Here is an 11,977-nt window from a genome sequence, read left to right as displayed (position 1 = left end):
ATCTTTCCTTTGACCGGCTTCCCTCTTCATCAGCTCTTACGCCCACAATAACTCCTGTGAACTTCTCCCTGTTGGTATCCAAAACGTACTTTCCTGTCTTATGGTCCAGAATATAGCGGTTCCATTCACCGGAAAGGGTATGCTTCAAAGCCTCGGATTTTAACAACTGGCAGCATGCCAAGCGGTCCGCATTACCATCGGGAAAAGTTTTCTTCTGTGCCAGGGCATCGCTGTTTTCCCCGTATATCATGGTCAGCTTCCACTCTAATGCAAGCTCATCCCTGTACTTTATCATTTCAGGAATTTTATAATGGGTGTCTATGTGTACCAAAGGTATCGGCACATGTCCAAAGAAAGCCTTCCTTGCAAGCCACAGAAGTACAGTACTGTCCTTTCCTATGGACCATAGCATGCATATATTTTTAAACTCCCTGTAAGCTTCTCTTAGTATATAAATGCTCTGTGCTTCCAATTTATCCAAGTGATTCATACCGTTCCCCCTATTCTTGCGTGCAACCCGCATTCTTTTTTGTCAGGATCTTCCCACCACCATCTGCCGCTGCGGACATCTTCTCCGGGCTTTACCGCCCTGGTGCACGGCTGGCATCCAATGCTTCGAAAACCTTTGTTGTACAGGTAATTGTACGGAATATTATATTTTTTGATATATTCCCACACCCTGTCTTCAGACCAAAAAGCGATGGGGTTTATTTTATAAATTGAGTGAAGGCCGTCCCATTCAAAAATATTCAATTCCTGGCGGGTCTGAGACTGTTCTCTCCTTAACCCGCAAATCCACGCATCCACTGTGCCCAAGACTCTTTTTAGCGGATTTACCTTTCTTATTTCACAGCACTTTTTTCTAAGTTCAACGCTTTCATAAAAAAAATTGGGACCGTGTTCCGAGACAGCCTGCTCCAATTCTTTACTTTCCGGAGCATAAACTTCATAATGAAACTTATACCTTTGCATGGTTTCGTCCATAAGGTCATAGGTTTGCTGAAAGTGCCTCCCTGTGTCAAGGAAAAACACTCTCGCTTCAGGATTTATTTTAAGCAAAATATCCGTCAGCACTTGATCTTCAATAGAAAGGCTTGATGCCAATGCGACTTTCTCAATACCTACCTGTTCCACAACAAATTCAATGATATCTTCAGGACTTTTGTCCAAATATTCTTTATTTAACTTTTCTAAATCTAGTTGAGCCATTACTTCTTCCCCTTTACATGCATTTCTGTTAAATTACATAATCCTCCGGAATAAAAACTTTAAAGTCCTTGGGTCTTACGTAAACAGTTTGCCTTTCCTTAAGCCCAAGTTTTCTGTAAGTTTCCTTGCTAATCTCTGCTTCAATATACTCCCCGTTGTCCAATCTCACCAATTCAATCTTGACAACAGGCCCCACCGCCCTTATAAAAGTAATCTGGGAGCCGATGAATTCCTTTCCTTCAGGCTCAAGCTTAATCTCTATATCATGGGGACGGGTGTAGCTTACAATATCTTTGCCTTGACCATCCTCCGAATCTACGTTGAATGAACCCAATTCAACCTTTCCGTTATGCACTCTTCCGTGAAATAAGTTCACATTGCCCAGAAAATTGTATACAAAAGGATTGACCGGATTGTCATACACCTCCTCTGGTGTACCTATCTGCTCTATTCTGCCCTGATTTAAAATTACAACCCTGTCGGCCACATCCAGAGCTTCTTCCTGGTCATGGGTCACAAACACACTGGTAATGGGATATTCGTCATGAAGCTTTCTCAGCCATCTCCGCAGGTCTTTTCTTACTTTGGCATCCAAAGCCCCAAAAGGTTCATCCAAAAGCAAAACCTTTGGTTCTACAGCCAAGGCCCTTGCCAGTGCAATTCTCTGGCGCTGTCCACCGGAAAGCTGCGAAGGATAGCGGTTTGCCAGCTCTTCCATCTTTACAAGCTCCAGCAGTTCATATACCTTCTTTTTAACAGCTTCCTTGCCGGGTCTTATTTTTGAGGGCATAACCCTAAGGCCGAAAGCAATATTTTCGAAAACCGTCATGTGTTTAAACAACGCATAATGTTGAAAAACAAATCCAACTTTTCTGTCCTGGGTACTCTTGCCGGTATTATCCTCTCCGTCAAAAATGATGCTTCCCTCATCCGCTGTTTCGAGCCCTGCAATAATTCTTAGCAATGTTGTCTTGCCCGAACCGGACGGGCCCAGCAAGGCAACCAATTCCCCCGTCCGAATGTCAAGGTTTATATCATTTAATGCCTTAAACGAATCAAAGGTCTTTGAAACGTTACGTATCTCAATACTCATAACCAATCCCCCCAAATTTACCACAACATTTTAAGCACCTATACATTGTTCTGCTGCTGTATCTTCCAATGGGCTACGTTCTTTACAATTAAATTTATTAATGCAATGAGAGTTAGCAATGATGCCACCGCGAATGCAGCAGAAAATTTGTACTCGTTGTATAATATTTCAACGTGAAGAGGAACTGTATTGGTAAGACCTCTAATATGTCCCGACACAACAGAAACCGCTCCAAACTCTCCGGCTGCCCTTGCAGTTGTCAGCATAATGCCATACAAAAGCGCCCACTTTATATTGGGAAGTGTAATAAGCCAAAAGGTTTTCCAACCGCTTGCCCCTAAAGTTAGAGCCGCTTCTTCCTCTGTGGTCCCCTGAGCTTCCATCAAAGGTATCAGCTCCCTTGCAACAAAGGGGAGAGTAACAAACAATGTTGCAATAAAAATACCCGGGGGAGCAAAGATAATCTTTATGCCCCATGCATTAAGCAGCGGGGCAAAAAGTCCATGGCTGGTACTAAAGAGCAAAACAAATATCAATCCTGCCACAACCGGCGATATGGAAAAAGGCAAATCAATAAAAGTAATCAATATATTCTTGCCTTTAAATCTAAATTTCGCAATCGCCCAGGCAGCTGCAAGGCCAAATACGGTATTGATCGGAACGGTGATTGCTACGGTTATGAGCGTAAGCTTTATAGCTTTTAATGCTATAGGGTCGGTAATTGAAGCGAAATACAAGCTGGCTCCTTGCTCAAAAGCTTTTACAAATACCGATATTAGTGGAATTATGAGCATTAATACAAAGAACAGTATCGCAATAGTGGTTAAAATCACCGAAACCGCTTTTGAGCCTTTTACTGCCCTCTTTTCCGCATACCCAGCTCTTTTGGCTGTTTTTACTTGAATAGGGACAATCCCCGCCATTTCAAAATCACTCCCAACTTGTCACATGCCTTTAGCTTCAGACTAAGCACTTCTTAAGCTCATTATATTTCAGTGCTCAGTTCGACTTATGCCTACTTGCCCACCACTGAAATGCATTAATCATCAGCAGCAGAATGAAAGAAATAATCAACATAACTGCGGCAACCGCTGTACCGCCTGCATAATCATACTGTTCCAGTTTTGTTCTTATCAAAAGCGGTGTTATTTCTGTTTTCATGGGCATATTTCCCGATATAAAAACCACTGAACCGTATTCGCCCAAGGCCCTTGAAAACGCAAGGGCAAAACCCGTTATCAATGCCGGAAACAGCTCCGGCAAAATGACTCTATAGAAAGTCTGAAATCTGGTAGCTCCAAGACATGCTGCCGCTTCTTCCACCTCAAGGTCAATGCTTTCCAGCACCGGTTGGACAGTTCTTACTACAAAGGGGAAACTTATGAAAACTAATGCAACAACTATACCAACGGGAGTATATGATATTTTAATTCCAAACGGTGCGAAAAGCTTTCCAATCCAACCATTTTGGGAATATAAAGTAGTTAGCGAAATACCTGCAACAGCTGTGGGCAATGCAAAAGGCAAGTCAATCAAGCCATCTATCAGTTTTTTGCCCCAAAAACTGTACCTTTCCAAAACCCATGCCAGAAGGAGGCCAAAAACAACGTTTATTGCCGCCGCCAAAAAGGATGTACCAAAAGATATCTTTAAGGAAGCCAGCACTCTTTCCGAAGAAGCAATTTCCCAAAATTCTTTCAGCCCTATTTTGGCACTGTTTAAGAAAACCATTGACACAGGGATTAAAACCAGCAACGTAAGATATGTAAGAGTAAATCCCATTGTGATGCCAAAGCCCGGTATAACACTTTTCTGTTTTATTTTAAATGGCTTGATTCCAAGATTCATGGCTCCACTCCTAAAACTTAAAGATTATTTATTCTCATATATTTGATCAAAAACACCGCCATCATCGAAATGTTCTTTTTGTGCTTTATCCCATCCGCCAAAGACTTCATCAATGGTAAAAAGTTCAACCTCGGGGAATTGGGAAGCATATTTTTTCTTGATTTCCTCACTTCTAGGCCTGTAATAGTTCTTTGCAGCTATTTCCTGCCCCTCATCACTGTACAGATATTCAAGATAGGCCTCTGCCACCTCACGGGTTCCTTTCTTGTCAACCACCGAATCGACTACAGCCACAGGAGGCTCAGCCAGTATACTTACAGATGGTACAACAATCTCAAACTTATCTTTATCCAGTTCATTCAAAGAAAGGAGCGCTTCATTTTCCCATGCTATAAGTACATCACCCAATCCCCTCTCTACAAAGGTGGTGGTAGAGCCCCTGGCTCCGGAATCAAGAACGGGTACATTGGCAAATATAGCTTTGACAAATTCTTTGGCTTTTTCTTGGTCATTGCCGTACTTTCTTAGGGCATATCCCCATGCCGCAAGGTAATTCCAGCGAGCTCCACCTGAGGTTTTGGGGTTTGGAGTGATAACTTCCACTCCCGGTTTTGCAAGGTCATCCCAGTCTTTTATGTTTTTTGGATTACCTTTTCTCACTAAAAATACAATGGTTGATGTGTATGGAGTTGAATTGTGGGGCAAGCGTTTCTGCCAATCTTTATTCAAAATCTCTTTATTCTTGTTTATTGAATCAATGTCATACGCCAAAGCCAGTGTTACAACATCAGCTTCATTACCGTCAATTACTGTTCTTGCCTGGCTGCCCGAGCCGCCATGGGACTGCTGGACGGTAACATCCTGACCGGTTTTCTCTTTCCAGTATCTTACGAACGCTTCGTTGTATTCCTGATAAAGCTCACGGGTGGGGTCATAGGATACATTAAGAATTGTAATAGGTTCTGTTTTTCCCGAATTTTGCTGATTATTGCTTGTTTCTTTTGCACATCCCGTAAAGGAAAGTAGGTTAGCTATAATTAAAAGCCCGGCTAAACTTATCTTTAGAATATTTCTTCTTTTCTTGATTCTCTCCATAATCATCTCTCCTCACAAATAATATTAAATATAAGTATTCATAGCAATTTAGTGTGCTTTGGGTTAAAATTCAAAGGGTTATCCCCTTCAAACCATATCACACTATTCATATATGAATTGTTGTGTTTATTTTACTACCATTTTTATCTATTGTCAATAGATTGCCAAAAATATTTTAATTATTCCTATATAAATAGTTTGGATTTTATATTTTTCTTCGCTTTTATTTAATGCCCCTCGTGTGTAAAAAACAAGCTTATCTTCCCCAATGTATCATCAATATCCTTGTCTGTATGGGCGTTCGAAACAAACATTGCCTCAAACTGCGAAGGCGCAATATAAATGCCATTATGCAAAAGATGATTAAAATACTTTCCAAACTGTTGGGTATCGCTTTTCATTGCACTATCATAATCGGTTACTTCCCCTTCGGTCATAAACACACAAACCAGAGAGCCAACAGCTTTCACAGTATGTTTAGTGGTTTTCTTAAGGCCTTCACTTAATTTTTGGCCAAGCCTGTTGATATTTTCAAAAATCTGGGGATTTTCCGACAACTCCTTCAATGTGGCAATGCCTGCTGACATTGCTAGGGGATTTCCCGACAGTGTTCCTGCCTGATAAACATCTCCAATCGGTGCCACACATTCCATGATTTCGCGTCTTCCTCCATAGGCACCCACAGGCATTCCCCCGCCGATGATTTTTCCATAGGTCACAAGGTCCGCATTAATTCCAAAATACTGCTGTGCACCGCCAATAGCAAGCCTAAATCCGGTAATTACCTCATCAAAGATTAGCAACGCCCCTTCTTCATCACAAAGCTTGCGAAGCTCCCCAAGAAAATTGCCTTCAGGCGGCACAACCCCCATATTGGCTGCTACAGGTTCAACAATAACGGCCGCTATACTATCCTTGTTTTGCTCAAACAAAAGCTTTACGCTGTCAATATTGTTATATTGAGCTATTAACGTATCCTTTGCGGCACCTTCCGTTACACCCCCGCTATTCGGAATTCCGCTTGTCATCGCTCCTGAACCGGCTTTAACCAGCATACTGTCTGCATGACCGTGATAACAACCCGCAAACTTTATGATTTTTTCCTTTTTCGTATATCCCCTTGCAAGGCGAATTGCACTCATTACCGCTTCAGTTCCGCTGTTTACCATTCTTACCATCTCAATTGACGGTACAAGCTCTGTGATAAGCTCCGCCATTTGAACTTCCAATTCTGTTGCAGCACCAAAGCTTAGTCCGTCCACCATGGTTTTCGATATCGCTTCAAGTACTCTTGGGTGGGCATGGCCTAAAATCATCGGGCCCCATGAACCCACATAGTCAATATATTCATTGCCATCAGCATCATAAATTCTTGCGCCTTTTGCTTTCTTTATAAAAGGCGGATATCCTCCCACAGCACCAAAAGCTCTGACAGGACTGTTTACCCCTCCGGGAATTACCTTTTTCGCTCTCTCAAATAATAGCTTTGATTCTGATATTGTCATTATCCAATGTCCCCCTTGTTGATTGCCTCCGCTATCTCTTTGGCATAGTATGTAATCAAAATATCCGCCCCAGCCCTAAAAATGGATACCGCAGTTTCACACATTACTTTGTATTCATCTATCAGATTCATTTTCGCGGCTGCTTTTATCATGGCATACTCCCCGCTGACACTGTATGCTGCTGTGGGCAAATTGGAGTGTCTGGAAACTTCGCCTATAACATCCAAGTAGGACAAAGCCGGCTTTACCATTAGGATATCAGCTCCCTCATTCATATCGAGCAAAGCTTCTTTTACAGCCTCTTTCTTGTTATGATAATCCATTTGATATGATTTCCGGTCCCCAAAGGATGGAGCAGATTTTGCAGCATCACGGAAGGGCCCGTAAAAAGATGACGAATATTTTACGGCATAGGACATGATGAGCGTATTTATAAAGTTGTGTTTATCCAGCGCCTGTCGAATCGCCGCCACTCTGCCGTCCATCATATCGGACGGTGCTACCATGTCCGCTCCGGCCTTTGCATAAGACAGGGCAATTTGGGTAAGGTACTCCAGGGTCTTGTCGTTGTCAACATACCCATGTTCCAGTATACCGCAATGACCGTGGGAAGTGTATTCACACATGCAGACATCGGTTATGACAAACACTTCATCTCTGTATCGTTCCTTAATCGTCCACACAGCTTTCTGTATGATTCCGTTTTCATCGAAGCTTTGGCTGCCAATCTCATCCTTTTCTGTCGGCACTCCAAAAAGCAAAAACTTATTTACTCCATATTTCAGCGCACTGTCCACCGCTTCAAAAACAGTGTCCGGACTGTAATAAAAATGGCCTTCAAGCGAGTTTATAGGCACTATCACATTTTCGCCTTCCATGATAAAAACAGGCAGTATGAGTGATTTGCAGCTTACCCTCACTTCCCTTGCCATATCTCTTGTATGTTGGTTAAATCGCAACCTGCGCGGTCTAATTAACATAATATACCCCCATTATCAAGCTTTTTAATTATAGGTCGGTGCTTATTATTGATGCTTATCATATTGGTAAAGAAATTTGTAATTATAAGCCATTAGCGAATAAATCTGAAATTATAAAAAATTTGCAATTATAAACCGGCACTCGTTTTTGGTGAAGAAAAATGCGGAAGAAACATTGTGGAGCAAGTCGTAGAGCCTGTTAATACGACGAGGAAAGGGAGAGCATTGTCTGAGCGAAGCGAGTTTTGCTCGACCCCGAGGAGTATTTACAGGCTCTAGACTAGCGGAACTCAAGTTTCTGGAGCATTTTCTTCACCTCTATTTAGCAGGTTTATTTAACACAATATATCTCAACAATCTTTTCAACCATTGAAGAAACTGTTGCGGCATCGGAAATAATTGTGTTCATTCCATAAGCCCTTGCAGCTTTGGCCGTTTGCTCACCAATGCATATTGCATTGATTTTAGAAGAGTTTATGGCGTTATCAAAGGAGTAAGCAAAGCCTTTCACACAACTTTCACTTGTAAAAGTAATATAATCAATGTTGTTTATGTCAACCTTGTCCTGTTTTATGTATTTGGTTGTATAAGCGGGGACATCGGTATAAGATATATTGCTGCTTTCAAAAATCTCTACAAGCTCCTTCGTTCCGTCCTTTGCCCTGAAAACAACCACTTTATCTTTTGAGGTTATTTTGCCGCTCCTTAAAAGCTCATTCGCCAAATGTTTGCCGTCAAATTTACTCGGAACAAAATCAGCACATATTCCATGCTTTAACAGCTCTTCGGCAGTCTGTGAGCCTACTGCTGCAATTTTTTTATTATGCAAGTGCCTGCTGTCAAGCTTCGCTTCATTGAGCTTTTTAAAAAATATTTGCACACCCAAGCTGCTTGTGAAAATTATCCAGCTGTACTCTTTTATATCAATGTCAAAGTCCATTGGCTCGGTATCTATGCATGGATACTCAATTACATACGCCCCAAGTCTGCTTAGCTGACCTACCAGTTTCTCCGATGTTTTCTTAGGGCCTGTTACCAATACATTGCAGCCATAAAGAGGCAATTTTGAAAACCAGTCAAGCTTTCCGGAAAGAGCACATACTTTTCCAACTACGATTATTGCAGGGGATTGGACCTGATTTTCCTCAATAACCTTTGGAATATCGCAAAGCTTTGCGACAAACTTTCTTTGATTTGCCCTTGTTCCGTTTTCTATTACTGCCGCATCCATATCGGGATTCAGACCTGCTTCTATGAGGCCTAATGCTATTTGGGGAAATGACGCCACGGACATCAGAAAGATAAGTGTTCCCTTTAGCTTTACTAAAGAGTCATAGTCAATATCCAGGCTTCCTCCGTCTTTTGCATGTCCGGTTATAATATGCAGTGACGAGCAAAAATCTCTATGGGTGACAGGAATACCTGCATATGCTGCTGCAGCTATTGCCGAAGTAATGCCGGGCACCACCTCAAAAGGTATACCGTTTTCATGTAAAAATTCAAGCTCTTCTCCTCCTCTGCCAAATACAAAGGGGTCGCCGCCTTTAAGTCTGACGACGGTTTTGCCTTCCAATGCTTTGTTGATCAAAATTTTATTTATTTCATGCTGGGGAACCGGATGATTTCCTGCGTTTTTTCCAACGTTGATTTTTTCTGCATTATCGGGAATTCTTGAGAGAATACTGCCGCTTACCAGCCGGTCATAAACAATGACATCCGCTCTTTTTATAATGTCAACTGCCTTAACTGTAAGGAGTTCCTCATCCCCCGGTCCTGCTCCCACCAGATAAACCTTTCCTTTTCTATCAGCCATGCGCACCCATTCCTTTCAATATTTCCATTGCCAGATTATATCCCAAGGCTTCTCCTTGCTTTCTGTGCCCTACTTTTGTGATTTTAAAAATTCTGTTGTTTTTATCTACATGAAATCCTGTAAGAATAATCTGATTATCCTTTATTACTCCAAAAGCTGCAGCCGGAGAGCTGCATCCGCCGTTCAATGCCCTTATAAAGCTTCTTTCTGCCACTGATATATCCCATGAGTCCTTGTCATGAAAATTTGCCAGAAAGGATACGTCAAAACCTTTCCGTGCTTGCACCGCAATAATTCCCTGACATGCTGCCGGGACAATTTCATCCGTGCTGAACACACGCCAAATTCGCTCCTCAAGTCCCAGTCTCTTAAGTCCTGCATACGCCAAGGCTATGGCTGAATATTCTCCTCTGTCCAGTTTTTCAAGGCGGGTTAAAACATTTCCCCTTATTGGCTGGATTGTAGAGTTCGGATAAATTCTCCCTATCTGAATCTTTCTTCTCAGGCTGGAACAGCCGATGGGCTTATCAAAGTTAATCTCATCCACACCTTTGGGCAACACAAGAACATCCCTTGGGTCTTCTCTTTTTGAAACTGCTACAATGGGCAAGCGGTCGTCTACATCCATGGGCATATCCTTAAAGCTGTGAACGGTAATATCCACCTTTCCATCTAGCAAAGCACGGTCGAGTTCTTTTACAAAAAGCCCTTTCCCGCCAATTTTGTCAATGGTTTTATCGAGAATTTTGTCCCCCGTTGTTTTCATTGTTACAAGCTCAATTTCAATATCAGGGTTGTATTTTTTTATAGAATCCATTACTATTTGCGACTGCTTTACAGCAAGCTTGCTTTCACGACTACCCACTCTAATTTTCATGATTTAATACCTTCCTTATGATATTTGATATGTCTTTCACCCTCTTATGGGATTTACCTCCGCTGGTAACACCTATAACAACTTCATCTTTTACGATGACAGCGGGAAAATAAAAGTTGCATTCTTCTTTTACATCAGCCACACTCACATATGCTCCCAATTCTTTTGCCCGCTCTCCTATATACTTGTTCACTTCTCTTTTGTCTGTAGCTGCAACAACCAGGAATTTGCCGTCCAAATCTTCGTCTGTAAATTCGCGCTCAATATATGTAATAATTCCGGCACCTGCAAATTGCCGAATCTCTTTTGTTATACTTGGCGCTACAACTGTTATGTCAAATTCAAAGTCAATGAGCGTTGATATCCTCCTTGCCGCAATCTTTCCACCGCCAATTACCAGCGCCTTTTTACCTTTTGAAGAAACAAACAACGGAAAATATTCTTTCATGTTAAAACCAACCTTTTTCTATATTCATGCCATCTATAATAGTCAAGGATATATTTATCAATAATTTCTTTTACCTGCGCCATCTGCTGTGTATGATTTTTATTTACTTCCCCCGCATAAATACTGTCAACATCATATAGCTTTGCATTGGCTAAAGATTTAACGTCAGGGTCAATATCCCTCGGAACTGCAAGGTCAATAAACAAGTATGGATATTTCATTTTGTCAATTTTGTCTGTTTCCAAAGTATAATGGGGACTTAGAGTAGCGCTGATTACAACATCACAATCTTTAAGCTTTTCATACCGCTCGTCATACCCTATGGTTTTTGCCCCCAATGGCACAATATTGTTGCCGTGGCGGTAGCACCTTAAGGTTATAGTGGTATCATATCCGTTTTCTATCAATATTGATGCCATGAGCCTTCCAATTTCTCCGTTTCCGATAACAAGGGCCTTATTTATGCTGTTCTGTTTTTTTATAATCTTTAAAGCGCTGTAAGCTATAGAACTTTCCGTACTGCTAAGCCGCAACACGGATTTCACCTTTTTCGCAGATGTTATGGCAATTCTGAACATTACTTCAAGAGTGCTGTCGCTGGCCTTCATCTCTCTTGCCAACTCAATGGCGTTTTTAACCTGGGTAATGATTTGGTCTTCACCCCATATTTGGGACTTCACTCCGCAAGCAAGCTCACATAGATGCCTGATAACATCATCCCCCGTTCTTAACGTATGTAAATTCCTGTACTTCTCAAAATCGAAGTTAACAGCATCGCATAAAAGCTCAAAGGGATTTATATACATGCCATTCTCGCAAGAAAGGTATAGTTCCGTCCTGTTGCAAGTTGAAATGATTACCGCACCAAAAATGTTTTCATTTTTTAATAAGTCACTATATACGGCTTGTAAAGTGGATTTTGTAAATGAAAACTTTTCTCTAATATCAATTGGGGCCAAGGTATAATCAATACCTGCCATGATTACGTTCAAAATCCACACCTCACATTCTCTCTTTATCAGAAATATTTTGTTTTATATTATTGTTCCTATATGTTTACTAGGATTTGAAGCATAATTATATTGTTAATTTAGAATCTGTGTCGAAGC

At 41.4% G+C, this 11,977-nt stretch carries 12 protein-coding genes; all 12 read right to left on the bottom strand.

Features of this window, described 5'->3' with window-relative positions; translation table 11 throughout:
* A partial coding sequence (locus PLH43_RS02125; RefSeq protein WP_324359587.1) for a phosphoadenosine phosphosulfate reductase family protein occupies positions 1 to 490 on the bottom strand: 490 nt, incomplete at its 3' end.
* Positions 487 to 1,209 carry a phosphoadenylyl-sulfate reductase gene (locus PLH43_RS02120; protein ID WP_324359585.1) on the bottom strand — a complete coding sequence of 241 codons (723 nt, stop codon included), beginning with the start codon at positions 1,207 to 1,209 and terminating at the stop codon, positions 487 to 489. The genes PLH43_RS02125 and PLH43_RS02120, both read right to left, overlap by 4 nt.
* A gap of 28 nt (positions 1,210 to 1,237) precedes the next feature.
* Positions 1,238 to 2,302: a sulfate/molybdate ABC transporter ATP-binding protein gene (locus PLH43_RS02115; RefSeq protein ID WP_324359583.1), complete on the bottom strand. Its 1,065-nt coding sequence runs from the start codon at positions 2,300 to 2,302 to the stop codon at positions 1,238 to 1,240.
* 38 nt (positions 2,303 to 2,340) lie between these two features.
* The gene (cysW, locus tag PLH43_RS02110; RefSeq protein ID WP_324359581.1) at positions 2,341 to 3,225 is read right to left on the bottom strand and encodes a sulfate ABC transporter permease subunit CysW; all 885 of its coding nucleotides are present in this window, start codon (positions 3,223 to 3,225) and stop codon (positions 2,341 to 2,343) included.
* Between the two features lie 76 nt (positions 3,226 to 3,301).
* Positions 3,302 to 4,150, bottom strand: a complete 849-nt coding sequence (cysT, locus tag PLH43_RS02105; protein ID WP_324359579.1) for a sulfate ABC transporter permease subunit CysT — start codon at positions 4,148 to 4,150, stop codon at positions 3,302 to 3,304.
* Between the two features lie 24 nt (positions 4,151 to 4,174).
* Complete coding sequence (locus tag PLH43_RS02100) at positions 4,175 to 5,245, bottom strand: sulfate ABC transporter substrate-binding protein (protein WP_324359577.1); 1,071 nt, start codon at positions 5,243 to 5,245, stop codon at positions 4,175 to 4,177.
* A 227-nt stretch (positions 5,246 to 5,472) separates the two neighbouring features.
* A complete protein-coding gene (hemL, locus tag PLH43_RS02095) occupies positions 5,473 to 6,750 on the bottom strand; it encodes a glutamate-1-semialdehyde 2,1-aminomutase (RefSeq protein ID WP_324359576.1) in 1,278 nt (425 codons plus the stop codon).
* Positions 6,750 to 7,730: a porphobilinogen synthase gene (hemB, locus tag PLH43_RS02090; protein WP_324359573.1), complete on the bottom strand. Its 981-nt coding sequence runs from the start codon at positions 7,728 to 7,730 to the stop codon at positions 6,750 to 6,752. Before hemB ends, hemL begins: the two co-directional genes overlap by 1 nt.
* A gap of 331 nt (positions 7,731 to 8,061) precedes the next feature.
* Positions 8,062 to 9,543 (bottom strand): uroporphyrinogen-III C-methyltransferase, encoded by a 1,482-nt coding sequence (gene cobA, locus PLH43_RS02085; protein WP_324359571.1) that lies wholly within the window; start codon positions 9,541 to 9,543, stop codon positions 8,062 to 8,064.
* Positions 9,536 to 10,420, bottom strand: coding sequence for a hydroxymethylbilane synthase (hemC, locus tag PLH43_RS02080; RefSeq protein WP_324359569.1), 885 nt, complete (start codon positions 10,418 to 10,420; stop codon positions 9,536 to 9,538). The genes cobA and hemC overlap by 8 nt, the downstream gene beginning before the upstream one ends.
* A complete protein-coding gene (locus PLH43_RS02075; RefSeq protein ID WP_324359567.1) occupies positions 10,410 to 10,868 on the bottom strand; it encodes a bifunctional precorrin-2 dehydrogenase/sirohydrochlorin ferrochelatase in 459 nt (152 codons plus the stop codon). Before PLH43_RS02075 ends, hemC begins: the two co-directional genes overlap by 11 nt.
* Positions 10,865 to 11,860 carry a glutamyl-tRNA reductase gene (hemA, locus tag PLH43_RS02070; RefSeq protein ID WP_324359565.1) on the bottom strand — a complete coding sequence of 332 codons (996 nt, stop codon included), beginning with the start codon at positions 11,858 to 11,860 and terminating at the stop codon, positions 10,865 to 10,867. The genes PLH43_RS02075 and hemA overlap by 4 nt, the downstream gene beginning before the upstream one ends.
* Between the last annotated feature and the right edge of the window lie 117 nt (positions 11,861 to 11,977).

Origin of the sequence: Acetivibrio sp. (assembly GCF_035371925.1) — a bacterium.
Lineage (GTDB): Bacteria > Bacillota > Clostridia > Acetivibrionales > Acetivibrionaceae > Hungateiclostridium.
This window is presented reverse-complemented; position numbering and strand designations above follow the sequence as displayed.

Bases quoted from the DNA above. Each gene is read 5' to 3' on its own strand.
- cysT (WP_324359579.1), bottom strand. From the start codon at position 4,150: ATGAATCTTGGAATCAAGCCATTTAAAATAAAACAGAAAAGTGTTATA.
- PLH43_RS02075 (WP_324359567.1), bottom strand. From the start codon at position 10,868: ATGAAAGAATATTTTCCGTTGTTTGTTTCTTCAAAAGGTAAAAAGGCG.
- PLH43_RS02115 (WP_324359583.1), bottom strand. From the start codon at position 2,302: ATGAGTATTGAGATACGTAACGTTTCAAAGACCTTTGATTCGTTTAAG.
- hemL (WP_324359576.1), bottom strand. From the start codon at position 6,750: ATGACAATATCAGAATCAAAGCTATTATTTGAGAGAGCGAAAAAGGTA.
- hemC (WP_324359569.1), bottom strand. From the start codon at position 10,420: ATGAAAATTAGAGTGGGTAGTCGTGAAAGCAAGCTTGCTGTAAAGCAG.
- hemB (WP_324359573.1), bottom strand. From the start codon at position 7,730: ATGTTAATTAGACCGCGCAGGTTGCGATTTAACCAACATACAAGAGAT.
- PLH43_RS02100 (WP_324359577.1), bottom strand. From the start codon at position 5,245: ATGGAGAGAATCAAGAAAAGAAGAAATATTCTAAAGATAAGTTTAGCC.
- cobA (WP_324359571.1), bottom strand. From the start codon at position 9,543: ATGGCTGATAGAAAAGGAAAGGTTTATCTGGTGGGAGCAGGACCGGGG.
- cysW (WP_324359581.1), bottom strand. From the start codon at position 3,225: ATGGCGGGGATTGTCCCTATTCAAGTAAAAACAGCCAAAAGAGCTGGG.
- PLH43_RS02120 (WP_324359585.1), bottom strand. From the start codon at position 1,209: ATGGCTCAACTAGATTTAGAAAAGTTAAATAAAGAATATTTGGACAAA.